Source organism: Acholeplasma oculi, from assembly GCF_900166985.1.
GTDB lineage: Bacteria > Bacillota_I > Bacilli_A > Acholeplasmatales > Acholeplasmataceae > Acholeplasma > Acholeplasma oculi.
In genome coordinates this window covers 459,253-484,544 of record NZ_FUZK01000001.1, presented here as the reverse complement: position 1 = coordinate 484,544, position 25,292 = coordinate 459,253, and the positions used below count along the sequence as shown (strand labels likewise).

The 25,292-nt window shown below is 30.1% G+C and carries 29 protein-coding genes, 1 riboswitch and 1 other annotated feature; of the genes, 27 read left to right on the top strand and 2 right to left on the bottom strand.

All coding sequences use genetic code 11. The features are described 5' to 3' along the window. Positions 1-40: 40 nt before the first annotated feature. Positions 41-1,573: a 2,3-bisphosphoglycerate-independent phosphoglycerate mutase gene (gene gpmI / locus B5X49_RS02330; protein ID WP_045749566.1), complete on the bottom strand. Its 1,533-nt coding sequence runs from the start codon at positions 1,571-1,573 to the stop codon at positions 41-43. A gap of 184 nt (positions 1,574-1,757) precedes the next feature. Beyond that, a riboswitch (FMN riboswitch) is annotated at positions 1,758-1,877 on the top strand. A 74-nt stretch (positions 1,878-1,951) separates the two neighbouring features. On the opposite strand from gpmI, the gene B5X49_RS02325 reads away from it, so the two are divergent. From B5X49_RS02325 to B5X49_RS02210, 24 genes are all read left to right on the top strand, one after another. After that, positions 1,952-2,683, top strand: coding sequence for an ECF transporter S component (locus B5X49_RS02325; RefSeq protein WP_045749565.1), 732 nt, complete (start codon positions 1,952-1,954; stop codon positions 2,681-2,683). 141 nt (positions 2,684-2,824) lie between these two features. After that, entirely contained in the window at positions 2,825-4,120 is a 1,296-nt protein-coding gene (gene eno, locus B5X49_RS02320) for a phosphopyruvate hydratase (RefSeq protein ID WP_045749564.1), read from the top strand. 90 nt (positions 4,121-4,210) lie between these two features. Next, positions 4,211-4,579, top strand: a complete 369-nt coding sequence (locus tag B5X49_RS02315) for a methylglyoxal synthase (protein WP_045749563.1) — start codon at positions 4,211-4,213, stop codon at positions 4,577-4,579. Positions 4,580-4,609: 30 nt separating this feature from the next. Further along, positions 4,610-5,221 (top strand): hypothetical protein, encoded by a 612-nt coding sequence (locus B5X49_RS02310; RefSeq protein WP_045749562.1) that lies wholly within the window; start codon positions 4,610-4,612, stop codon positions 5,219-5,221. A gap of 7 nt (positions 5,222-5,228) precedes the next feature. Further along, on the top strand, positions 5,229-7,379 hold the full coding sequence (gene rnr, locus B5X49_RS02305) for a ribonuclease R (protein WP_052670088.1): 2,151 nt from the start codon (positions 5,229-5,231) through the stop codon (positions 7,377-7,379). Positions 7,380-7,431: 52 nt separating this feature from the next. Beyond that, positions 7,432-7,881 (top strand): SsrA-binding protein SmpB, encoded by a 450-nt coding sequence (gene smpB / locus B5X49_RS02300; protein ID WP_211026743.1) that lies wholly within the window; start codon positions 7,432-7,434, stop codon positions 7,879-7,881. Further along, positions 7,878-8,840 (top strand): patatin-like phospholipase family protein, encoded by a 963-nt coding sequence (locus B5X49_RS02295; protein WP_045749560.1) that lies wholly within the window; start codon positions 7,878-7,880, stop codon positions 8,838-8,840. The genes smpB and B5X49_RS02295 overlap by 4 nt, the downstream gene beginning before the upstream one ends. After that, positions 8,837-9,712: a phosphatase PAP2 family protein gene (locus tag B5X49_RS02290; RefSeq protein WP_045749559.1), complete on the top strand. Its 876-nt coding sequence runs from the start codon at positions 8,837-8,839 to the stop codon at positions 9,710-9,712. Before B5X49_RS02295 ends, B5X49_RS02290 begins: the two co-directional genes overlap by 4 nt. A 1-nt stretch (position 9,713) precedes the next feature. Beyond that, a complete protein-coding gene (locus tag B5X49_RS02285; protein ID WP_045749558.1) occupies positions 9,714-10,136 on the top strand; it encodes a GNAT family N-acetyltransferase in 423 nt (140 codons plus the stop codon). A 49-nt stretch (positions 10,137-10,185) separates the two neighbouring features. Next, positions 10,186-10,370: a binding site (T-box leader), on the top strand. 51 nt (positions 10,371-10,421) lie between these two features. Then, positions 10,422-12,992, top strand: coding sequence for an alanine--tRNA ligase (alaS, locus tag B5X49_RS02280; RefSeq protein WP_168711913.1), 2,571 nt, complete (start codon positions 10,422-10,424; stop codon positions 12,990-12,992). Next, entirely contained in the window at positions 12,989-13,405 is a 417-nt protein-coding gene (gene ruvX, locus B5X49_RS02275) for a Holliday junction resolvase RuvX (RefSeq protein WP_045749557.1), read from the top strand. The genes alaS and ruvX overlap by 4 nt, the downstream gene beginning before the upstream one ends. A gap of 3 nt (positions 13,406-13,408) precedes the next feature. Beyond that, positions 13,409-13,678 carry a DUF1292 domain-containing protein gene (locus B5X49_RS02270; protein WP_045749556.1) on the top strand — a complete coding sequence of 90 codons (270 nt, stop codon included), beginning with the start codon at positions 13,409-13,411 and terminating at the stop codon, positions 13,676-13,678. Next, a complete protein-coding gene (locus B5X49_RS02265) occupies positions 13,662-14,234 on the top strand; it encodes an O-methyltransferase (RefSeq protein WP_045749555.1) in 573 nt (190 codons plus the stop codon). The genes B5X49_RS02270 and B5X49_RS02265 overlap by 17 nt, the downstream gene beginning before the upstream one ends. Before the next feature lie 155 nt (positions 14,235-14,389). After that, positions 14,390-14,833 carry a M48 metallopeptidase family protein gene (locus B5X49_RS02260; protein ID WP_159444477.1) on the top strand — a complete coding sequence of 148 codons (444 nt, stop codon included), beginning with the start codon at positions 14,390-14,392 and terminating at the stop codon, positions 14,831-14,833. A gap of 45 nt (positions 14,834-14,878) precedes the next feature. Then, a complete protein-coding gene (greA, locus tag B5X49_RS02255; RefSeq protein WP_045749554.1) occupies positions 14,879-15,355 on the top strand; it encodes a transcription elongation factor GreA in 477 nt (158 codons plus the stop codon). Further along, positions 15,355-15,900 (top strand): YqeG family HAD IIIA-type phosphatase, encoded by a 546-nt coding sequence (locus B5X49_RS02250; RefSeq protein ID WP_045749553.1) that lies wholly within the window; start codon positions 15,355-15,357, stop codon positions 15,898-15,900. The genes greA and B5X49_RS02250 overlap by 1 nt, the downstream gene beginning before the upstream one ends. Then, positions 15,884-16,912 (top strand): GTPase, encoded by a 1,029-nt coding sequence (locus B5X49_RS02245; protein WP_045749552.1) that lies wholly within the window; start codon positions 15,884-15,886, stop codon positions 16,910-16,912. Before B5X49_RS02250 ends, B5X49_RS02245 begins: the two co-directional genes overlap by 17 nt. Further along, on the top strand, positions 16,909-17,469 hold the full coding sequence (yqeK, locus tag B5X49_RS02240) for a bis(5'-nucleosyl)-tetraphosphatase (symmetrical) YqeK (protein ID WP_052670086.1): 561 nt from the start codon (positions 16,909-16,911) through the stop codon (positions 17,467-17,469). The genes B5X49_RS02245 and yqeK overlap by 4 nt, the downstream gene beginning before the upstream one ends. Beyond that, entirely contained in the window at positions 17,466-17,777 is a 312-nt protein-coding gene (gene rsfS / locus B5X49_RS02235; RefSeq protein ID WP_045749551.1) for a ribosome silencing factor, read from the top strand. Before yqeK ends, rsfS begins: the two co-directional genes overlap by 4 nt. Before the next feature lie 5 nt (positions 17,778-17,782). Then, the gene (locus B5X49_RS02230; RefSeq protein WP_045749550.1) at positions 17,783-18,427 is read left to right on the top strand and encodes a class I SAM-dependent methyltransferase; all 645 of its coding nucleotides are present in this window, start codon (positions 17,783-17,785) and stop codon (positions 18,425-18,427) included. Between the two features lie 49 nt (positions 18,428-18,476). After that, positions 18,477-18,977, top strand: a complete 501-nt coding sequence (locus tag B5X49_RS02225; RefSeq protein WP_045749549.1) for a ComEA family DNA-binding protein — start codon at positions 18,477-18,479, stop codon at positions 18,975-18,977. A gap of 85 nt (positions 18,978-19,062) precedes the next feature. Beyond that, entirely contained in the window at positions 19,063-20,931 is a 1,869-nt protein-coding gene (locus B5X49_RS02220) for a ComEC/Rec2 family competence protein (RefSeq protein WP_159444476.1), read from the top strand. A gap of 60 nt (positions 20,932-20,991) precedes the next feature. Continuing rightward, the gene (holA, locus tag B5X49_RS02215; protein ID WP_045749547.1) at positions 20,992-21,939 is read left to right on the top strand and encodes a DNA polymerase III subunit delta; all 948 of its coding nucleotides are present in this window, start codon (positions 20,992-20,994) and stop codon (positions 21,937-21,939) included. After that, complete coding sequence (locus B5X49_RS02210) at positions 21,936-22,604, top strand: 3'-5' exonuclease (protein WP_045749546.1); 669 nt, start codon at positions 21,936-21,938, stop codon at positions 22,602-22,604. Before holA ends, B5X49_RS02210 begins: the two co-directional genes overlap by 4 nt. Positions 22,605-22,625: 21 nt before the next feature. Here the strand turns inward: B5X49_RS02210 and rpsT are convergent, their stop codons facing one another. Continuing rightward, a complete protein-coding gene (gene rpsT / locus B5X49_RS02205; RefSeq protein ID WP_045749545.1) occupies positions 22,626-22,886 on the bottom strand; it encodes a 30S ribosomal protein S20 in 261 nt (86 codons plus the stop codon). A 103-nt stretch (positions 22,887-22,989) separates the two neighbouring features. On the opposite strand from rpsT, the gene pgsA reads away from it, so the two are divergent. The 3 genes from pgsA to B5X49_RS02190 all read left to right on the top strand — a co-directional run bounded on the left by pgsA (position 22,990) and on the right by B5X49_RS02190 (position 25,204). After that, positions 22,990-23,577 (top strand): CDP-diacylglycerol--glycerol-3-phosphate 3-phosphatidyltransferase, encoded by a 588-nt coding sequence (gene pgsA / locus B5X49_RS02200; RefSeq protein ID WP_045749544.1) that lies wholly within the window; start codon positions 22,990-22,992, stop codon positions 23,575-23,577. Between the two features lie 54 nt (positions 23,578-23,631). Further along, the gene (gene recA, locus B5X49_RS02195; RefSeq protein ID WP_045749543.1) at positions 23,632-24,624 is read left to right on the top strand and encodes a recombinase RecA; all 993 of its coding nucleotides are present in this window, start codon (positions 23,632-23,634) and stop codon (positions 24,622-24,624) included. A gap of 109 nt (positions 24,625-24,733) precedes the next feature. Continuing rightward, positions 24,734-25,204, top strand: a complete 471-nt coding sequence (locus tag B5X49_RS02190) for a hypothetical protein (RefSeq protein ID WP_045749542.1) — start codon at positions 24,734-24,736, stop codon at positions 25,202-25,204. Positions 25,205-25,292 lie beyond the last annotated feature (88 nt).

Sequence of the window (25,292 nt, the reverse complement as noted above, 5' to 3'; positions counted from 1 at the left end):
GAAAGATAGATGATATCGGGTTTTAATTTTAGTAGTTTACTTATTTTTTGATTAAGGATTTACCTGTCATTGCTGCAGGTTTTTCAATACCTAATAAATCAAGTAGAGTAGGAGCAACATCACATAATGCACCTGGTTCTAATTCTATACCTTTTTTAGTAATGACAACAGGAACTAAGTTTGTAGTATGAGCTGTATGAGGTAATCCATTTTCATCTCTCATTTTTTCAGCATTACCGTGGTCTGCTAAGATAATTGCAACGCCACCTAATTCATTAATGATGACATCTGTAACTTTACCAACACACTCAACAGTAACCTCAACTGCTTTAGTAGTAGCTTCTATAGATCCTGTATGACCAACCATATCCGGATTTGCAAAGTTTAACACCATAGTTTGATATTTATTTGTACGTAGTTCAGCAATAACTTTATCTGTTAATTCGTATGCTGACATTTCAGGTTTTAAGTCATAAGTAGCAACTTTAGGAGATTCAGCTAAGATTCTTGTACTATGTGCGAGTGGAACTTCTTTACCACCATCAAAGAAGAATGTTACGTGTGCATATTTTTCTGTTTCAGCAGCTCTAATTTGGTTTAAACCATTTTTTTCAATCACTTCACCATATAAATCATCAAACTTTTGTAACTCATATGCTAAGAAACCTTTTACGGTTTCTTTATAATGCATCATGGAAACAAAACATATGTTTTTAGGAGCTTTAGTTACATCAAGTAATGGTTTACCTTCTGTGTATAAAGATTTTGTAGCCTCAGGGTTTGATAAAGCAGTAGCCATACGAATAGCTCTATCAGGTCTGAAGTTTGCAAAAATCACAGAATCATTATCTTCAATTAATCCAGCAGTGTTTACTACAAAAGGACTGATAAATTCATCTTGAACACCTGATGCGTATGACATTTTTATACCTTCTAATGCAGAATCAATGTGAGGTGCATTTCCTTGTGTCATTGCATCATATGCTAATTGAATTCTATCCCAGTTATTATCTCTATCCATTGCATAGTATCTTCCAGATACAGTTGCAACGTTAAAACCATAATCAACTAAGGATTTAACGAATTCATAACCAGATTCTTGAGGTGTATCACGACCATCTGTAAATACATGAAAATAAGTTTTGTCTAAAATGTTTTGTTGTTTAGCAAAGTCATATAATGCCTTGAAATGACTTGTATGTGCATGAACTCCACCATCAGAAACTAAGCCCATAATATGCAACTTAGAATTGAATTTTTGAGTATGTTCAACAGCTTTAATAAATGCTTCGTTTTTGAAGAATGATCCGTCTTTAATAGCAACATTGATTCTAGAAAGAGATTGCCAAACAATTCTTCCTGCACCTAAATTTAAGTGACCAACTTCACTATTACCCATTTGTCCTTCAGGTAATCCGACATTTTCTCCAGATGTCACTAAAGTTGTGTTTGGATAAGTCTTTAATAAATTATCTAAATATTCAGTATTTGCTAAAGTAACTGAATTTGAATCGGATGCAGGTGCTATACCTAAACCATCCATGATGATTAATGCAGCGAATTTTTCTTTCATATGTTATACCTCTTTTCATAATCCAAGTATATTATACTATATTTCAAAAAAATAAAAGAAATGTTAATAATATAACAAATTTAAGGAAGGAATTCTATTTTGTATTTTGTTAAAAAATGGGAGAGTTTATCAAATTATTAGTTATGGGAATTAAATAGTGATATAATTATTTTGTATCCAATTTAATAATCTTCGGGGCGAGGTGTAATTCCTCACCGGCAGTTAAAGTCTGCGAGCAATGTTTATTGCAGGAACCTGTGTGATTCAGGTACCGACAGTATAGTCTGGATGAGAGAAGAGAGAATTCCTTTTTTAGGTCTTTTTGTTACCCGATTAATTTTTTTGGGTAACTTTTTATTTTAAAGGAGAGTTTACCAAATGATTGATCAAATCACAGAATTTCTAAAAAGTAACATGGCAATAATTGAACTAACATTAATTATTGTATTCATGATTGCTTTAGTTGTATTAATTATTTTCGCTTGGAGAGCTGAAAATAAGATAGAAAATAAACCAAAGAAGATAAAGAAGATGGTTGTAATATCCATATTGTCCGCTTTATCAGTTATTTTATATTACTTTATAAAATTTCCATTAGGTGTTATTTTACCGTTTGTTCCACAATTTTTAGATATACATTTTTCGAATGTACCTATCTATATAGGTGGATATTTATTTGGACCTATTAGTGGATCTATCATCGCAATTATACGATTTATTGTGAAACTACCAGGTTCAACAACACTAGGTACAGGTGAACTTGCAGACTTAGTCATAGGACTAGCAACTGTTTTGGTCTCATCTATTATGTATCACAGAAAGAAAAACAAGAAAACAGCAATCACATCAGCTGCTGCAATTATGGTTGTATGGATTATTACTGCAATACTTGCTAACTGGTTATTTATTTTACCGTTTTATATGAGTTTATATGGATTTGATGCAGTCTTAGGAATGCTTTTGGTGATTCCAGGAATTGATGCTTCCAACTATATGTTACTCTATATTTTATATGCAGTGATTCCATTTAATATTGTGATTTCTGGTTTAGTCAGTGGTATGACTTTCTTACTCTATAAACGATTATCTATTATCTATAAAAAAATATAAATAAAGATAAAACTTTCAACACATAATTTCATATGAATCTTTAAGTATGCGTTTTCATTCATGAGGATAATTGAAAAAAAATGAAATTAATGTATAATATATATGGATAAAACATTAAAAAATTTTATAAGGAGAAACAAAATGCCATTTATTACAAGTGTTTATGCAAGAGAAATTCTTGATTCACGTGGTAACCCAACAATTGAAGTTGAAGTTGCAACTGAATCAGGTGCTTTCGGACGTGCGTTAGTACCATCAGGAGCTTCAACTGGAGAACATGAAGCAGTTGAATTACGTGATGGTGATAAGAGCCGTTATTTAGGAAAAGGTGTCTTAAAAGCAGTTGAAAATGTTAACGACATTATCGGACCAGCTATTTTAGGAGATTCTGTATTAGATCAAGTTGCAATCGATAGAAAAATGATCGAACTTGACGGTACAAAAAACAAAGGTAAATTAGGAGCTAATGCTATCTTAGGTGTATCTATTGCTGTTGCTAAAGCTGCTGCAGATTTATTAGGATTAGAATTATACCAATACCTAGGTGGATTTAATGCTAAACAATTACCTGTACCAATGATGAACATCATCAATGGTGGTGCACACTCAGATGCACCAATTGACTTCCAAGAATTTATGGTTTACCCAGTAGGTGCACCATCATTTAAAGAAGCAATTCGTTGGGGAGCTGAAATTTTCCATAATTTAAAGACTATTTTAAAGAAAAAAGGTTTAAGTACTGCAGTAGGTGATGAAGGTGGATTCGCTCCAAACTTAGCATCTAATGAAGATACAATCGATACAATCTTATTAGCAATCAAACAAGCAGGTTTCGAAGCTGGTAAAGACGTATATATTGGTTTTGACGTTGCAGCATCTGAATTCTTTGATAAATCAAAAGGTAAATACGTATTCAAAAAATCTACTAAACAAGAATTTACTTCTGCTGAATTAGTAGCTTATTATGAAGCACTAGTTGCTAAATATCCAATTATCTCTATTGAAGATGGTATGGATGAAAATGACTGGGACGGATGGAAGTTAATGACTGACAAACTTGGTTCAAAAATCCAAATCGTTGGTGATGACTTATTCGTTACAAACACAGAATACTTAGCAAAAGGTATTGCAACTCAAACTGCAAACTCAATTTTAATCAAAGTTAACCAAATCGGTACATTAACTGAAACATTTGATGCAATCGAAATGGCTAAACGTGCTGGTTATACTGCAGTTGTATCACACCGTTCAGGTGAAACAGAAGATACTACAATCGCTGATATTGCTGTTGCTACAAATGCTGGTCAAATTAAAACTGGTTCTGCATCAAGAACTGACCGTGTTGCAAAATACAACCAATTAATCAGAATTGAAGATCAACTTGGTGATTCTGCATTATATCTTGGATTAAAATCATTCTATAATTTAAAGAAATAAATTAAGCATTCAAAAACCCCTAAACCATACATGAAGCCAATCATGCTATAATGTATTTATAGGGGTTTTTTTAATGAAAAGGTGGAAATTATGAAAATTGCACTCATTGCACATGATAAGAAAAAAGATTTAATCATTGAATTTTCAAAATTACATGAAGCATATTTAAAGACACATCAGCTTTATGCAACAGGTACTACAGGAAAAAAGATTATGGAACATACGAATCTTTCAGTTAATTTAAAGAAATCTGGACCATTAGGTGGAGATCAAGAAATTGGAAGTATGATTGCTAATGGAAAGATTGATATGGTTATATTTTTTAGAGATCCACTCACAGCACAACCCCATGAACCTGATGTAAGTGCGCTATTAAGGCTATGTGATGTGTATAACATCCCACTGGCTACAAATCCAAAAGCTGCTGAATTATTCTTAGGAGAACTTAAATCCAAGTAATCTTTCAATGGTTTTAATGAGGTATACAACATGAAAAAAAATAAGAAAAAGAAAGTTATAGATTTCATCAATAAAGATTATATTGATGAAAATGGAAATGCTATTGTAGATGTCGTGATTAATGATCGATCCGAATTATTTTCACCATACTCTAATAAGATGTTACTAAGGAGAGAAATCTTTTTATATCTCGATACAATTGCTGATCCTATACCCAATGAATATCCACTGATAATTAATTTTATTGTCAAAGACTTAAATATCTTGAATCAAGAATATGTGAGAGAAGCTTTGAAAAGATATTATTGGTTTAGTTATAAAGAAATGGAAAAGAATCTTAGAAAAGATATGCTTTTTGTCTTTTTATACTTAGTCATAGGATTATTACTCATCATTGGATTTAACTTTTTTGATTTTTCAATGTTTGGTATCACAGATGCTTGGGTAAGAATTATTGATAGTTTCTTAACGATTTTTGTATGGGTTATCGTTTGGGAAGCCATCTCTCAATTAATCATTGGGCGTGGTAAAAAAGTGGCTGAAATGCTCAATGAAAAACAGATGGCTATCGCAGAGGTACGATTCTTCGATAGTTTAAGTGAGGTTGCAACCGAAGGTAGCGACCCCAATATGAAGAAATGAGGAACACATGATACATAAAGACTTTTTAATTTGGTTTTATAAACAAAAAAAACAAACGGTAGAATTAAGTGAAATTCAAAACAACTACCAAAATGATTTAGATTTTTTAAGTGATTTTAAAAACTTCATTGATGTAAAAGATCAACACGTAAGTTTAAAACCAGGTTACTCTATAGGTCACTTAAGCATTAAACGAACGATTGCTTTTTTATTGATGTTGGATTCTAAAGATATAGCAATCGATCTTTTTGATTTGAATGGAGCAATGGAAAATGACCTTGTTTTAGTTAATCATGTAACCAAAACACCTTATGTAGTAGAAATACTTAAAAGTGATTTAGAAAGGTTACTTGCAGATGTTAGAAAATCAAATGGTAGAGTTGCACGTTTTGATTCAAATCAAGCAAAAGATAAGTTAATTATTGTGGATAATGCACCAGAGTATTTAGTCGATGGGCATGTTGTTTTATTACAAGTCAAAGAAATAACTAAAACAAAAGTCATTACAGAATTTAAAGAAGTCATTGGTCATAAGAATGACCCAGATATGGAAATTGTAAAAATCATTTATGAGTATGAATGGCCTTTAAGCTTTTCTAAAGAACTATTAAATGAATTACATCACATAAAATTTGATGAGCAAGTAGAAATTAAAAGAAGATTGAATTTAAGGGACGAATTCGTCATTACAATAGATGGAAAAGATGCCAAAGATTTAGACGATGCTATTTCTCTTAAACAAATTGATGAAAATACATTTGAGTTAGGTGTTCATATTGCAGATGTAAGCTATTATGTAAAGGAAGGTTCTTTACTCGATCAAGAAGCATATAGAAGATCAACTTCTGTATATTTAGCAGATAGAGTTATTCCAATGTTACCTCACGCATTATCTAATGACTCTTGTAGTCTTAATCCTTTTGAACCTAAATATACATTAAGTTGTATCATGACGATCAACCGTGATGCAGTAGTCACAGACTATAAAATAGTCGAATCCATTATTGAAAGTAAGCACCGACTGACTTATGATGAGGTAAATATCTTATTAAAAGAAAATGTTTCATTAGGCTCCAAGCAATTAGATGATATGTTATTTCAAATGAATGAATTATCTAAGAAGTTAAAGATGATACGTTATAAAAGAGGTGCAATTGACTTTCAATCAAGTGAACTTAAATTTAAACTGGATTTAAATGGAAAAGTTATTGATGTCGAAGAACGTATGACCGATGAAGCAGAACAACTGATTGAGTCCTTCATGATTTTAGCCAATGAAGTGGTGGCGATTCATTTTCATGAGTCTGGTCTTCCTGGCATTTATAGAGTTCATGAAAAGCCTGACGTTGAAAAGTTAGACCAAGCATTTATATCTACTAAGAAATTAGGTTTTAGTGCACACAATGAATTAAAATCGACTGCAAAAAAACTACAAAAACTGACTAAAGATGTTTCAAATACGCCTTTTGAGTATATTGTCAATATGATTCTTTTACGTAGCATGCAAAAGGCAAAATATGATGAAAAACCTATTGGTCATTTTGGTCTTGCAAGTCCATATTATTCTCACTTTACATCACCAATTCGACGATATCCAGACCTTTTATTACATAGAATGATCCGAGAATTCATGTTAAAACCACTAAGCGAACAAGAACTTAATGATAAAAAGAAATATTTTGCAGGTAAATTACCAGATTACTCTGAACAAACCTCAAAAAATGAACGTACTGCAATAACCATGGAACGTGAAGTTAATAAACTCAAGAGTAGAGAGTATATGGAGAACTTTATAGGTCAATCCTTCAAAGGTCAAATTACTCAAATTTTACCGAGCGGCTTCTTTGTTAAAGTGGATAAAGGTATTGAAGGATTTGTTAATGTTAGAAATGTAAATGAATATTTAATTTATGATGAAGAAAATTTATTATTCTTTACGGACAATGGAAATAGATATCGTTTAGGTGATTTTATAACGGTTAAACTTATATCTGTTGATAAAAATGAAAATAATATTGATTTTTCTATTGAAAGAAAGAAGCGTCAAGGTGATGATTTCAAAGCTAAAGTAAACCAATCTAAAAAGCGTCAATCATCTCTATCTCAAAAAAGAGGTAAAACCAAGGGGAAACCGAAAAGAAAAGTGAATCATAAATAAGATTACATGTTAAAATTAAGATACACTTAGAATGATAAAAAAGGTATACATAATGAAGATTATTACGCAACATAAAAGAGCTAAATTTGAATATTTCATTGAACAAACACTTATAGCTGGTATAAAGCTACAAGGTAGTGAAGTAAAAAGCATTCGTGCGGGAAAAGTATCCATCAATGAATCCTATATCACATTTAAAAACGGTGAAGTTTTTATTTTGAATATGCATATTGCAAAGTTTGAAGCCTCATCTGTTTTTAATCATGATGAAACAAGAACGAGAAAATTACTTTTAAATCGAAGTGAAATCAATAAATTAGTAGGTGCTAAGGAACGAGATGGAATGACTTTAATTCCACTTTCGATTGAACTCCATCAAGGATTAATTAAAGTCAAAATTGCACTTGCTAAAGGTAAAAAACTCTATGATAAACGAGAAACAATTAAGGAACGTGATCTAGAAAGAGAAAAAAGAATGGCATTTAAGGACAAAAATCGATGAAAAAAGACAAGGTTAAAGTTGGCTTAATGCTCGGTGGTGGTGGTGCTAAGGGTGCGTATCAGTTAGGTGTTATTAAAGCATTAGAAGAAGCTCAACTTATAAAATATATAAAAGCTATTTCGGGTACATCTATAGGTGCGATCAACACCTTACTTTTAATGAGTAAAAGAAAACATGAAGACATTTCTAAGATATGGGAACTGATCGATAAGGATAATGTCTTTGGAACCAAAGGCACTTTACTTTCTAAAGATAACCGTATGTATTCTTTAAAACCACTATCTGAAACTTTAATCAAAGAAATTTCTTTAAAATCGATTCAAAAATCAAAGTTTAAAGGGTTTGCAACCACATCAAAAATGTATCATAAAGTTTCTATATTACATCAAATTAAAACAGATACAATGGAAAAAAGAGTGTTTAATTTGAATGAATTTAGTGATCCATATATTGCGGTAATGGCTTCAGCTTCATTTCCTGTTGTATTTGGACCAACTCAAATAGGTGATGATCATTATGTGGATGGTGGACTATTAGATAACTATCCCATTCAACCGTTAATCGATGCGGGTTGTAATCTTATATTAGCCGTAGCATTAGATGACAGATTTAATCCAAATATATATGATAATACCAATGTCAACATTATTAATTTCACAGCTCAAACTGCTTTTGAAAAAAACATTTTAAAAGATTTAATGGATGTGATGAAATTTGATCATAATTTTAAGAGCGAAAAAGAAGAAATAGGATATGTTGTTGGAAAAATCATGATCAAAAAAATGTATGAAGAAAGATATTTGACACCATTTATGGGTATGAACTTCTGGTATAAACGCCCTAACTTTAAAGTTTTGAGTTTATCACCTGAAGATGAACTATATTTGAAACGCTTAAGTGTTCATAAAAAAAGAAAAAAACTTATTTTAAAAGAACCACCAAAGGGAGATAATTTATGAATGAAATAGAAATTGTAAGATGGGTCCAAGGTATAAGATTCCCATTACTAGATGAATTATTTAAAATCATTACTGAACTCGGTGATCAGCTTGCATTTATTGCAATAGCACTGACTATTTATTGGTTTTTCAATAAAAGAATTGCTTTTAAATTAGTTTTTGTTTTTATCAGTTCAGCGATTGTCAATGAAGTTTTAAAAGCAATTATTATGAGACCTAGACCATATGTTGTTGATCCAGATACGAATGTTGGAACATCTACACATGGATACGCATTTCCATCCGGTCATGCTCAAAATACAGGTGTCATTACTACCGTACTGAATCAAAATTTCGGTAAAAAAAATCCTTGGTTAAGATGGGTTTTACTCGCATTTTTAATTTTAGTGCCATTTTCTAGAGTCTACTTAGGACAACATTATCCAAGTGATGTTGTTGTCGGATTATTATTAGGTATAACTATTGCATATGGTATTTCAATCCTTGTAGATAAAATGGGTGAAAAAGAACATATCTATGGAATGTATGCAATAATTCCTTTGTTATTAGGTGTTCTCATTCTATCGTTATTAGGACAACCCTATGAAGAAGTAAAAAATATATTCGTTGCTTTAGGTGGATTGACTGGATTTTTCTTAGGGTATTTCATCGATAAGAAATATATTCAGTACCATGAGTATCCTAAAGGTATTAAGATTTTATATCGATTAATGATAGGTGCTTTAATCGTTATGATTTTCTACTTAGGTTTAAGTATATTATTTGATATGATTGCAGTAGATAATCAGTATTTAGATTATATCCGTTATATGTTTGTTGGATTTGGTGGTTCTGCACTATCCATGCTGACATTTAAAAAGCTTAAGGTGTAACATGATTTTTGATAAAGCATTTCATGAACTCTCACACATAGAACTTCTTGAAATCATGAAGCTTAGACAAGAAGTATTTATGATTGAACAACAAATATATGAAGTAGATATTGATTCATATGATTCTGTATGTAGACATCTATTTATTAAGAGAAATGGGCATATCGTTTCGTATGCTAGATTAATACTTAAAGATGATGAATACCATATTGGTCGTATTGTGACTGATAAAGCATTCAGAAAACAAGGATTTTCTACATCCATTATTGAATATTTGAAGCATAAACATGAGTCTTTAAAGTTATCTGCTCAATTACAAGCTGTAGAATTCTACAAGAAATTAGATTTTAAACCTATTGGTAAAAAATATAAAGAAGCAGGCATATACCATCAAAAAATGGTCTATATTAATCCTAATTTATAAACCAAAAATTTACTTTATTGATTGAAATCTATAATAATATGTTAAAATATTGGTAGCAATGATTAAGAGGAGTAGTTAAAAACATTGTAAAGAGAGTCACTGGTTTGGTGTAAAGTGATCAATGTGATAATGAAGGCTATCTTAGGAGCTAAAAGTACACTGGCTTTAACAGTATAAATGAGTGCACGATTTTTCGTGAACTAAGGTGGTACCACGGATAATTCCGTCCTTAGAAGATATTAATCTTTTAAGGACTTTTTATTTTTTAATAAGGAAGGTATGTATATGAAATACATGACAGCAAAACAGATTCGTGAAACATGGTTAAATTATTTTAAGGAAAGAGGACATCAAATTGAACCGTCTGCATCATTAATACCAGTTAATGATCCAACATTATTATGGATTAATGCAGGAGTTGCACCATTGAAAAAATACTTTGATGGAACTGAAACACCTCGTTCTAAACGTATAACAAATTTACAAAAAAGCATACGTACGAATGATATTGATAATGTAGGAAAAACAGCAAGACACCATACATTCTTTGAAATGATGGGTAATTTTAGTATTGGGGATTATTTTAAAGAAGAAGCAATTGGATTTGGCTATGAGATTTTAACAGATGCTAAATACTTTGGTATGCCAAAAGAAAAGTTATATATAACTTACTACCCGGATGATTTAGTAGCGAAAGAGACATGGGTAAAATTAGGTATACACCCAACACATTTAATACCACTTGAAACAAACTTTTGGGAAATTGGTGCGGGTCCATCGGGTCCTTGTACAGAAATATACTTTGATCGTGGTGAAGGCTATGATTTAAGAGGTCCTGAATTGATTGCTAATGACATAGAAAATGAGCGTTATATTGAAATTTGGAATATCGTTTTTTCTCAATATAATGCAGATCCTAAATTGCCAAGAAGTTCTTATAAAGAATTACCGAATAAGAATATCGATACAGGTGCTGGTTTAGAAAGATTTGCATGTGTATTACAAGGTACAAAAACTAATTTTGAAACAGATCTTCATTATCCAGTAATACAAAAAACAGAAATCTTATCAGGTGTAACATATGAAGGACAAATGGCATTTAAGGTGATTTCTGATCATATTAAAACATTAACATTTGCTATTTCAGATGGAGCAACATTATCTAATGAAGGTCGTGGATATGTTTTAAGAAGAATTCTAAGACGTGCAATTAAGTATGGCCGTTCCATTCAACTCATGGAACCATTCTTATATAAGTTAGTGGATGATGTTGTTTTAATGATGAAATCTTTTTATCCTGATTTAGAATCTAAAAAAGAAATTGTTAAAAAGATTATATATAAAGAAGAAGTTAAATTCTTCGCAACCATTTCAGATGGTGAAAAACATCTAATTCAATCTATTAAAGATCATAAACTCGATGGTAAAGAAGCATTTAAACTCTATGATACATATGGATTTCCAATCGAATTAACCATGGAATATGCAGAAGAAAACCAAATTACTGTAGATAAAGATGGGTTTTATCAAGAATTAGAAATTCAAAAAACACGAAGCCGTGATGCTAGAAAAGTTAATCAATCGATGAAATCACAAGACGAGTCATTCTTACAGTTTACTGAGAAGTCTTTATTTGTTGGTTATGAAACTTTACAAGTAGAAGCAAAAGTTATTAAAATATTTGAACAAGGTATTGTATTAGATCAAACACCTTTTTATGCAACTATGGGTGGACAAGTTTCTGATAAAGGTACGATTAACGGATTAGTTGTTCAAGATGTTGTTAAACTGCCAAATGGACAGTTTTTACATGTCATGGAAACAGATAGTTTTGAAGAAATGGATGATGTACTTGCAATTGTTGATGAAACCCATAGAAGACAAGTTGAGAAAAACCATACAGCAACACATTTACTCCATCAAGCAATCAAAGATGTTTTAGGTAAGCATGCGAATCAACAAGGTTCATTTAATGGTCCAAAGAAATTAACATTTGATATCAATCATTATGAATCTATTCAAGTTAAAGATATTATTAAAATTGAATCAATTGTAAATGCATATATTCAAAAAGCATGTGATGTAGTGACACATGTATTACCAATTGATGAAGCTAAAAAACTTGGTGCTAACATGTTATTTGGTGAAAAATATGGTGATATTGTTAGAGTTGTTGATATTCAATCATGGAGTTTAGAATTCTGTGGTGGTACACATGTTAAAAATACAAAAGATATCGAACATTTTATGATTACATCAGTTGAGTCTATTGGATCTGGATTATACCGTTTTGAAGGTATTACAGGGGAATTATCAGTGTCTTCAATGGAGATACATCAACAAGTCATGCAGTCCATACATTTATTTAAAGATAAGATACATCAATTAGATCAAATGATTCAATTACCAGCAGAACCAAAACTTTCATCAAGCTATCAAGATATTATTAATTTACGTCAATATCAAATGGAATTGAGTCAGTTATTTAAACAGTTAGAAAAAGATAAAGAACAACAAATTATCCAAGAAATCTTAAGAAAAGCAGATGAATGGATTCCAAAAACGATTCAAAAAGAAACCATTATTGCTGTAAATGATTTACCACAAGACTCCTTAAAACCACTTGTTGATGTGCTTTATGATAAAATAAAGACAGAAACAGTTATCTTGTTTAATTTAAACTCATCTAGAGTCAGTTATTTTGTAAAAACAAATCAACAAAATGCTAGAGAACAAATCAAAAACTTGAACCAACTTTTCGATGGTAACGGTGGTGGAAAGCCTGATTTTGCTCAAGGTGGGACACAAAATATAACAAAAGTTTCAGATTATTTGAAAGGTAATAAAATCATTTGACATATTTAGGTTTAGATTTAGGAGATAAATCCTTAGGTGTTGCAATATCACTTTCTGGTGTGATTGCAAATAATCATACGACAATCCGATTTGGTTATCAAGATTTTTCGTATGCGATTAAAGAACTCAAAAAAATAGCTGATCAAAATCAAATACAGGTTATTGTTCTAGGTTTTCCTAAACATATGAATAATGATGTTGGAGAAAAAGGCGCTTTAACGATTAAGTTTAAAGAATTAATGGAAAAAGAACTCACTCAAGAAATCGTATTATGGGATGAAAGATTATCAACCAAGACGGCTTTAAGAATGCTTTCGGATTCCAATAAAAAATATGATAAACAACGTCAACTTAAAGATGAAGTTGCTGCTCAAGTTATATTACAAAACTATTTAGATTCCAGGAGGAATTAACACATGAAAGAAAATGAATTAATCATTGTAAGTGATGATAAAGAGGAAAAGGTAACAATACTTTTTACATTTACAGAAAAAAATAAGAACTATGTAGTTTTTGAGTTTGATGAATCTGAAGAGGTATCTGCAGCTATATACGAACCACTTGAATCCGGTGAAGTAGGTACATTATCAGATATCACTACGGATGAAGAATGGGATCTTGTTGAAAGAATTTTTGAGCAATACGAAAAAGATTTAGAAGATGCATCAGATGAAGAAACGGATTGATGATTTAAAACAACTGTGTATTCATGATAAGATTCCTATAATTACGGATGAGGCGTTATCCTTTATTAAGAATTATATAGAAGTTCATCAAGTTAAAAAAATTCTTGAAATTGGAAGTGCTTATGGCTATAGTTCCATTTCATTTAGTCTAACAGGTGCATTTGTAACAACCATTGAAAGAGATTTAAATCGATATTCAATCGCAAAAACATGGATTCAAGAATTAGATAACAATATCAAAATAATTCATGCCGATGCACTGACATATGATCTTTCAAATGAAAAATTTGATATGGTTTTTATTGATGGTGCTAAGTCACAATATACAAGGTTTTTTGAAAAATATATGAACAATTTAAATGATGATGGCGTCATTATTTGTGATAATATAGACTTTCATGGTATGAAGGTTACAGATACTAAAAATAGAAATACAAAGGCATTAATTAGAAAATTAGAACAGTTTAGATCTTTTCTATTTAATCATGATGCATACGAAACAACTTATTATCCAATAGGTGATGGTCTAACCGTGACGAGAAAAATAAAAATATGATACAAACCTACCAACATGGAGATATCAATATCAAATATCAAGTTCATAGGAAAAGAATTAAGCATATATATTTTAGGTATATAGATGATGTTTTACATATCAGTATTCATCCTAAATATTCAGAGCAAAATCTCAAAGATGCTATAGAAAGAAATATGGACAAGATCAGCCGATTGATTGTGAAAAAGGATAAAAAAATTGTAATGCATCAAACGCTATGGGGAAATAAATTATTAGAACCTTTGCTCAATTTGAATCAATATCACGATTTATTGACAGATGAAATCATTCTAAAAATTAATGAACTTAATCACGAGATAAAACCGCTTATAAAAGCGTTTGGACTGGATTTTGTCCCCATTAAAATAAAACAATTAAAAAGTAAATTTGGTTCTTGTCATACGCTTCAAAAATATATCACAATCAATTTATTTTTAGCAAAACTTGACCCAATTTATTTAAAGTATGTACTGTTACATGAATATGCGCATTTTATAGTGCCCAATCATTCAAAAAAGTTTTACAATGTACTCGATCATATGATGGGAAATCATAGGGCTGTACAAAAGAATCTAAGAAAACATGTGATTTCATTCTAGATATCATTATATGATATAATATTAAGTAAATTAAGGAGATTAGATATGGCAGTTAAAAAACAATATGAATTAACACAAACTGGATTGGAACAGTTAAAGGCTGAACTTGTTGAGTTAAAAGATGTTAAAAGAAAAGAAAATTTAGAGGCTTTAAAAGAAGCACGTGAACAAGGTGACTTATCAGAGAATGCAGATTATGATGCTGCAAGAAATGAACAAGCACGTATTGAGTCTAGAATTCTTGAGATTGAATCCATTTTAAAGAATGTTAAAATTATTCGTACCAATGATGATTCTTCATCAGTAAATATCGGTAAAGAAGTTGTTTTAAAATTCATTGAAAAAAACAAAGAGGTAACGTATCACTTAGTTGGTACAATTGAAGCAGATCCACTTAAAGGAAAAATTTCCATCGAATCACCACTTGGTAAAGCAATCAAGGGTAGAGAAGTTGGAGAAGTTGTAACTGTTAAATCAGAAACCAATAAAACATTTAATGTGGAAATATTATCTATTAATTAATGGCATTATATAAAAAAATAATACCTGAAATCTATGTTGATTCAGTTAAAGATATTCCATATAAATCCTTAAAAGTGCAGGGTATCAAAGCTCTGCTTTTTGACTTGGATAACACCTTAATTGATTATGAACAAACAAAATTAGATACGGATACATCTAATTTTTTAATTGAATTAGAAAAAGATTTTTTAGTAATTATTATTTCTAACTCATATGAAAAACGTGTTTACGGTGCGGTTGGTAATCAGTTTTCACATATATCATTTGCTAAAAAACCTTTGAAATTCGGTTTTAAAAAAGCGTTAAAAAAACTTATGCTTGAACCCAAAGAGGTAGCAATTATTGGTGATCAACTTATGACTGATATTTTTGGTGGAAATCGAATGGGGTTTTATCCAATACTAGTCAATCCTATCAAACAAAAAACAGATAAATTACCTACACGAATCAACCGAATAATAGAGAAATTCTTCATTAGAAAAGTTAAACGAAATGATCCTAATAAATATGATGAGGTTTTAAAGAAATATGCTGAAAAATACTGATACTTGCCTAGGATGTGGTAGTCATTTACAAAATGAAAACCCAAATCAAGTAGGTTATACAATAAATCTTGAAAAACCATTTTGTATGAGCTGTTATAGACTGATGCATTATGGAGATGCTAAGGCACACCATCATCCAGATCAATTACCTGATTTTGAGGCTAATTCTTTAGTTGTAGTTGTTACATCCGTTTTATATTTAGATACTATATTAAATTCTGATATCAAACGATTAGGTGATCATCAAAAGGTAGTTTATTTAATCAATCAAATTGATTTATTACCACAGTCTACATCGAAAAACTATTTGTTAGGAAAAATTCAAAAAAACTTTAGATTGTTCCGTGTACTTTATGATGAAATCATTTTAATGAGTGCTAAAAATCCATTAGATATTGAAAATTTAAAAGATTATTTAAAACATACAAAATTTAAAAACATTTATTTGATTGGTTTACAAAATAGTGGTAAAACAACAATATTTAAAGAACTAACTGGTAATAAAGAAGCATTAACCATGCCTAAAGCGGCTTTAACGCAAAGTATTTTAAAAGGTTCTTTTGAAAATAAATTAATTTTTGATACACCAGGTCTTTATCAAAGTGGATATTTACATGAATTTTTACCTTATGATACATATAAAGATATCCTACCTAAACAAGAATTCAAACCAAGAAATGGTTATATGAAACTCAATGATGCCATCATTATTGGTGGATTAGTAGCGATTTCTGTTATTAAAGGTGAGACGAAGTCCACACTCTTTGTAAGAGATGAAGTCAAACATCATTTAACTAAAGATGAAAAAGTTCTATCGGTATTAAATAATGAGGCTATTTTTGATATCAAAATGGATCAATATATAACTGAAGATTTCAAATTAAAAGACGATGTGAAGTATCAATTTACATTAGCGGATTTTGGGTTAATTCAGTTTATGGGTCCAGTCACTTTAAGAATTTATCGACATCCAAAAATGTATGTGTCTTTATCAGAAGGTTTCTTTAGATGAGAGATATCATATATCAAGACGTCTTAGAAAAATATATAGATAAACCCGACAGGTTAAAGCATATCTTAGGTGTTGCAGAAACAGCTGTCGTGTTAGCAGATATTTACGGTGTTAATTCAAATGATGCGTATATTGCTGCAATATTCCATGATTATACAAAGTATGATTCAATTATCGATCATCAACAAATCATATCACATAAGGATTTGAATAAATACAAGGATTATCCTCAAGTCTATCATGCGATAAGTGCATCCATTCTCTTAAAAACAAAATATAATATTCATAATAAAGATATTATTGATGCAGTAAGATATCATGTTTGGGGAAGAAAAAAGATGACTTTAATGGAAAAGATTATCTTGATTGCTGATAAAATAGAACCCTCAAGAAATTATCCAATTGTTGAAAAACTAAGAAGTACTTCAAAGATTTCACTGGATTTAACCATCAAACTTTATTTAAATGACCTTATTGAAAATGTACATGGTAAAATCATGAATGTACATCCTGAAGTTTTTGAATATATTAAAGAATATAAAGGAGTCTCCAAATGACCACATTAGAAAAAGCAAAAGCAATACTAGAAAAAATTAATGCTAAAGATATAGCAGTTTACGAATTTAAAGAAAAATCACCTTTTTATGATTACTTTATTGTAGGAACTGTAAATGAACGTGCTGGTAATGCAGCAATTAGCTATTTTAACAGTGAACTACAATCTGAAATAAAACATGTTGAAGGTAAGAAGAATACCAGTTGGGTTTTAATTGACTTAGGAGATGTAGTCGTTCATCTTTTCAGTGAAAGTGATAGAGAATTCTATGGTTTCGATAAACGTTTCATGGAAATTAAAAAGAGGTAACTCACTTGAGATTCGAACACTTCTATGATGTCTTTCAAAAAGATATTCAATATGAAGCACTTTTAAAGCCAATATTAAAGTATCTTCATCCCAATGAAACTTTACTGGATGCAGGGTGTGGAACGGGTTATATCTTAGAACTATTACTTAAGAAAAACTATCAAGCAATTGGTTTAGATGTTAGTCCCTTCATGTTATCTCTTGCATATGACAAATTACAACCACTAGGATTTACCCATCATCTATTTGAACATGATCTAAAAAAACCGATAGGTATGCAATTTAATCAAATCATTTGTCTTTTGGATGTTATACATTATTTTAAAGGTTGTAAAAAGCTGTTTTTAAATCTATACAGAGCATTAAAACCAAATGGACGACTGATTATTGATTTATATAAAGAACCATTTGATTCATTTGAAAGTGGCAAAGTATCTTCGTTAGCATATACTTGGAAAGTTTCAAAGCAACCCAATGGAATCATACATCAAATTGATGTTCAAAATGATTTAGATAAATATCATTACCATTTGAAACAATATGTCTATCCAATGGATTATTATGTAGGTTTACTTCAAGAAATTGGATTTAGTATACAGGAATTTAAAGGCTTTGATGATAGAAAGAAATATTTTGTTTGTACAAAATAAAAGTTAATTTATAAAACTTTCACATTATATGGATGTGGAGGTTTTTTTTATGAAGAAAAATATTTTAATTGTAGTTATCATTGCTATTGTCATTGGTATCATCTATATCATACCTAAAAATCAAAAGGAACTTCAAACCTTCAAAGTTGAGCATGAATTGGTTGAAGTAACCATCAAAGGTGAAGTTCAAAGACCTGGTACATATCAAGTTAAAAAAGGTATGACACTGTCGTATCTAATTTATTTATCAGGTGGATTTACTGAATATGCGGATATTGATCAACTTATTTTTAATGAAAAAATTCAAGAGAAAGAATATGTAATCCAAAAATTACAATTAGATGTTGAAGAATTCATTAAAAAATATGATTTAAATCAAATCACTTATGAAGACTTAATTAGAATTCCTAATATCACAGAATCACGTGCATTAGAAATTATTCTTTATAGAAGAAGTCATCAGAAATTTATAAGGGTTGAAGAATTATTGGAAGTTAAAGGCATTGGACAAGCAACATTTGATAAGATTAAAGTCTATTTTTACGTTTAGAAACAATCATATAACACTTTGGTGTTTGATAGGTTTCATCTTATGTATGCATTTTTGGTATTATCTTATACCTTATTTAATCATAATGTACTTCGTTAGAAGAAAACTAAAATGGATTGATTTTGTAGTTATTGGCATCTACCTACTCTTATTTATAACAGGTTTACCTAACGCATCACATGTAAGTGGTAAACTATTGATTACCTATAAAGAACAAAAAGATGAATATTATCAATATGAAGTCCGTGATCTATTTCATCAATATACCATCAATTTAAATGAGAACCTCCTTATTGGAGATATCATCAACATCGATGCAAAGATAGAAAAATATAGAAAACTGACTAATTTTAGAGGTTTTGATAGTTATAGCTATTATTTATCTAAAGGCATAGATGGAAGATTAGTAAATTTTCAATATGAGAAAAAGAATTCTTTATCATTTTTGCATTGGTTAAATCAAGATAACGTGTGGATAGATTTTTTTAAGGATATACCATTCATCGATGATGAAATATATGGGTATCTTTTTAGTTTTTCAAGCCTTCACCTAAGTGTTATTTTGATTGGAGTTCAAAAAACATTTTATTATTTAGATCTTAAAGATAGTAAAAAGGATTTGATACTCACTTGTCTTTTAAGTATATGTTATTTGATAGGTCAAAGTGTCCTCATTTTAAGATTGCTCTTAACATCTTTAATACGTTTTATGTTGCATAAGCTAGAGTGGGATATTGACCGGATGAATGTTGAAATCACAGTATTCATCCTTATTTTGTGTATCAATCCATATGTCATATACAATCATACATTTCTTTTACTTTATATCATCATTTTTCTGAATCTTTTTAAGTCTATCCAATCTTTTATAACGAATCAATTAATGTTTATTTTAATATTTATACCATTTTTGTTGTTATGGAATGGAAAAATCGATGTATTGTTATTACTTTTCATGCCTATAATATATGGCATGTTAAAATATACATTCGTTCCATCGTTATTCATTTATTTTCTATTTCCAATGATTAAGTTATCAACTTACATGCAAGAATCTATCGTTCGAATTCTAGAGTTTGTTAAAACTTATGATTTATCCATATTCATACCAAGATTTACAAACGAATGGATGGTTCTTTATATACTTATCATGATTCTATTATATGCATCTAAAAGTTTACGAACATATTTTGTAAACTTAATGTTAAGTTTAGGTATTTTAATATGTTTTATAGTTATTCAATATACAACAATCAACGACAGTGTCTATTTTATTGATGTAGGGCAAGGTGATGGTGCAGTAATTATTAAGAATAATTATGTAATTGTGGTTGATGCCTTTGATGGTGTTTCAGATTATTTATATTATATGGGAATAGACCGAATTGATTATTTAATCCTTACACATCACGATTTAGATCACATCAAAGAAGCAGATTCTTTGATAGAGACTTTTAAAGTGGATGTTTTAGTGCTCAGTGGGTACCAAGATTATCCCGTTAATCACCCGAATATCCTAAGGATAAACCAAATGAACTTACCAACTATAGAATCCATTGAACTGAAATTTTTAGGACCTGTAAAAAACTATAATAATGCAAATGCAAATTCGATTGTTTTTCAAATCAATGTCCAACAAGAGATTTATTTATTCACAGGAGACATCGATAAGTCGGTTGAATTGGATCTTATTAATATTTATGGACATAAACTCAAAAGTGATATTATTAAAGTTCCTCATCATGGATCTAATACATCAAGTGGAGAGTTGTTTTTAAGTTATGTTAATCCTAGGCTGGCTATTATAAGTGTAGGTATTAAGAATCGTTACAATCAACCACATCCAGAAATTGTTGAATTATATCAATCTTTTGGTATTCAAATACATTTGACAAGTCTAGATGGTGCATTCTATATAGAGGGTGAACAAAGTAAGAAATTTTCTCCTTATTAAGGATTAAAGGGTTTAAATAAAATCACAAAAAAGGTATAATGATAATAAGCGAGGTAACCCATGGAATCTATATACTTACTGGTTGGTCAATCAGTCTATTTAATCAATGAACAGGTTAAAAAATATCAAAGTGAATCCTCAATAGACGCATTTAATACGGTGAATATAGATGCATTAGAGACATCTTTAGATGAAATATTAAGGGAACTACAAACTGTTTCATTTTTTAGTGAAACTAAAATGGTTATTATAGAACACGTAGATGCATTAACTCGATATGATGATCATCAACTTGAACCATTTTATAAGTATTTAGAATCGCCTAGTGAAGACATTAAACTTATTATGACTATGAATGAAGTGCCTAAAGCACATCAATTATCTCAGTATCTTGAGAAGTATGCATTTATCGAAACTATTAAAAGTCTAGAAGGTTCAGCATTACCAATCTATTTAAATAAAGTAATTGAAAAAGATGGATATAAAATGGATGGTAGGGCAATTGAACTTTTAATTGATAGAACAAGTGGAGATTTATTTTTATGTTTTCAAGAAATTGAAAAACTAAAGGCATACAAAGTAGATGAAAAACATATTGTGGTTGATGATGTTGAGCTATTAGTAACAAGAAATTTAGAAGACAATATATTCGCATTCTCTTCAGCATATTTAAAAAACGATATTAAAAATTGTATAAAGATATATGAAGATTTAGTTACAGGTAAAACACAGACATCAACGATTTTCAATCATCTATACCAAACAGTTCAATGGATATTACAAACACAGTTATTAATCAATAGAAATCTAAGTCAACAAGAGATTGCAAGTGAATTAAATATATCCAGTGGAAGAGCTTATCATTTAATTCGAGAAGCTAAAACACAAAGTAAAAAACGTTTGGAACAACTGATTATAGATTTATCTAAACTTGATGTAGAAATAAAGACTGGACAAACAGAAGAAAAAATAGGTTTTGAACTATTGTTATTAAGGGGGATCAAATGAAACTAAATTATAAAGAGATATTAATATTTGATTTTGAAACAACAGGATTGTCACCAATGCAAGATAAGGTAATTGAGGTAGGTGCCGTTTTGGTTCAAAAACATGAAGATACATTTGAAATAAAAAAAGAAATCAATTATCTTATTAAACAAAGAGAACCGATTTCACAGTTTATAACAAATTTAACAGGTATTACTAATGAGATGTTAGAATCTACTGGTGTCGATGAAGAGTTTGCATTTAATGAACTTAACGCACTCATCCAAGAGGATACATTATTAATAGCCTATAATTTAAATTTTGATATTGGTTTTTTACTGAAACTCTATCAAATGTATTTTGATCGTAAATACATGATTAAAAATGATATTTTAGACTGCATGGCAGTTTATAAAGATCGTTATGAATATCCACATAAATTATCAGATGCTGTTGAAAGATTCAAGTTAACAAATGATCAAGCACACCGTGCAAGTGAAGATGCTAAAGCAACCTTCCAAGTTTTATTAAAACTTTCAGAAGAACTTGATAATATGGATAAGTATGTTAATGTATTAGGATACAATCCTAAATACCGTCAACCTGACACATATTTCTTTAAAAAACCGATTAAGTTAGTTGCTCAAGGTTTTAAAGGATTTCGAGAAATAGAAAAAAGCAAATAAAAAACACCTTTTGGGTGTCTATTATAAGGAGTTTACTAAATTTGCTAACGCCGCTTTGTGACGGGCAACAAAGTTTTTGTGGAAAATTCCTTTAGCTTGTCCCTTGTCTAACTTTTTATGAGCAAATGACAAAGTAGACATTGCTTTTTCTTTATCTTTAGCTGCAACAGCTGCTTCAACAGCTTTAACCGCAGTTTTGTATGAAGATTTAAATGCAACGTTTGCTTGATGACGTTTTTCATTTGTTAAGTTACGTTTGATTTGAGATTTAATATTAGCCACAAATTCACCTCCTAAATAAGCACATATCATTTTACCAAATCAAACGGTAAAATGCAATAACTATCGGTGAAATATGATAAAATAAATGAGATGGAGATTTTTTATGACAACTGCTAACAAAATTACTATTTTAAGAGTGCTATTAATTCCTATAATGATTGTTATACTTTATATAGAACCACTTAAAGTTTATATGACTATTTTTGGTTTAAGGTTAAATGAGTTACTGTTCGCTTCTATATTTTTAATTGCGAGTGCAACAGATTTTATCGATGGGTATATTGCAAGAAAATATAATCAAATAACAACTTTTGGAAAGTTTTTAGACCCTATCGCCGATAAGGTATTAGTATTTACAGGTTTATTATACTTAATGCTTCAAATGAGTGATCGTGTACCTCTTTGGACAGTTGTATTAATTATAATTAGAGAATTTATGGTGACAGGTATACGATTATTAGCTGTTGAAAAAGGAAATGTCATAGCAGCAAGTCATTTAGGTAAGTATAAAACAATATTTACATTAGTTGCAATTATCATTTTACTCTTTAATGATTTTGGTCTAACAGCGATTAACCCTAATTTTGTATGGGTAGGAAACGTTATTTATTATATAGCACTGATATTCACAGTTATATCGGGTGTAGACTATTTCATGAAGAATAGAAAAGTTGTATTAGAATCTATTTAAAAAAAGTTATTTTCAAACAATGATACTATTATCTTATAGGAGGAAACAATAGATATGAGTGATAACAAAAAACAACAAGCACTTGAACTTGCTTTAAAGCAAATTGAGAAACAGTTTGGTAAAGGTTCAATAATGAAATTAGGTGATGAAGGTGATCACTCCATAGAAGTTATCCCTACAGGCTCAATTGCATTAGATATTGCTTTAGGTATTGGTGGATATCCAAGAGGAAGAATTATTGAAGTTTATGGTCCTGAGTCCAGTGGTAAGACAACTTTAACATTACATGCTATGGCAAGTGCACAAAAACAAGGTGGTACGGTTGCCTTTATAGATGCAGAACACGCATTAGACCCAACCTATGCAAAAGCATTAGGTGTAGATTTAAATAATTTAGTTTTATCTCAACCTGACACGGGTGAACAAGCACTAGATATTGCTGAGGCATTAATCAAGAGTGGTTCAATCGATATGATCGTTGTAGACTCTGTTGCAGCACTTGTTCCTGAACAAGAAATTGCAGGTGATATGTCTGCAAACCATGTGGGATTACAAGCAAGAATGATGAGTCAAGCAATGAGAAAAATGAGTGGTGTTATTTCTAAATCAAATGTTGTTGCAATATTCATTAATCAAATTAGAGAAAAAGTCGGTATAATGTTTGGTAATCCTGAAACAACTCCAGGCGGACGTGCATTAAAATTCTTCTCATCAGTTAGATTAGAGATTAGAAGAGCTGAACAAATTAAAAGCGGTAGTGATTTAGTAGGAATTCGATCTAACGTTAAGGTAGTTAAATCTAAAGTAGCACCTCCACTTAAAACTGCGATGGTAGATATTATGTATGGAACAGGTATTTCTAGGAGTGGAGAAGTTCTAGACTTAGCAGCTGAACTTGATTTTGTTAATAAGAGTGGTGCATGGTATAACATTGGTGATGAAAAACTAGGCCAAGGTAGAGATAATGCTAGAATTTATCTTGAAGGTAAACCAGAACTACTTAAAGACCTTGAATCTAAAATTAGAAAACACTATAATCTTAAATAAGTCATTTGAAAAAATGACTTTTTTCTTACATAATAATTTGAATTGAAGCATTATTGAAGTTATTTTGATTTATGTTTGTTATTCTATATAAAAATGAAAGGAGTAAAATATGTTTAGTTTAGTATTAAATATGCAAAAAACTAAAAAGTATATCATTGAAGGCACCATATTCTTTATTTTATTTTTAGCAATATTTTTCACACTGGATTATCTAAATATGTCTTATCAAGACATGAATCTTACATATGGTAGTTGGTTAGTTGTGCTAAATATTTTTATGAATATTGTAATGGCTTTGTTAAGTACTTTGATGATGAACTTTTCAACAGCATTAGTTGAATTAAGAGCAAGTAAGGGAAATGGATCTAATTTAGGTTTTCTAGCAACTGTTTTTGGAATTTTCACATATGGATGTACAAGTTGTGTGATTGCATTTATGAGTGCAGTAGGTATTAATCTTGTAGTCATTGCATTACCATTTGCGGGACTTCCATATAAGTTTTTATCCTTACTATTAATCATTATAGGATTAGGTATAATTATGAGAGAAATCAAAGTAGGCGTTTGTAAAATTAAGTAATTTCACATAATTTAAGTTGCTTCAGAGTGGTGAAGCATTATATTTGATTTTATTATACCCCTGGGGGTATGATGATACCAGTGTTTAT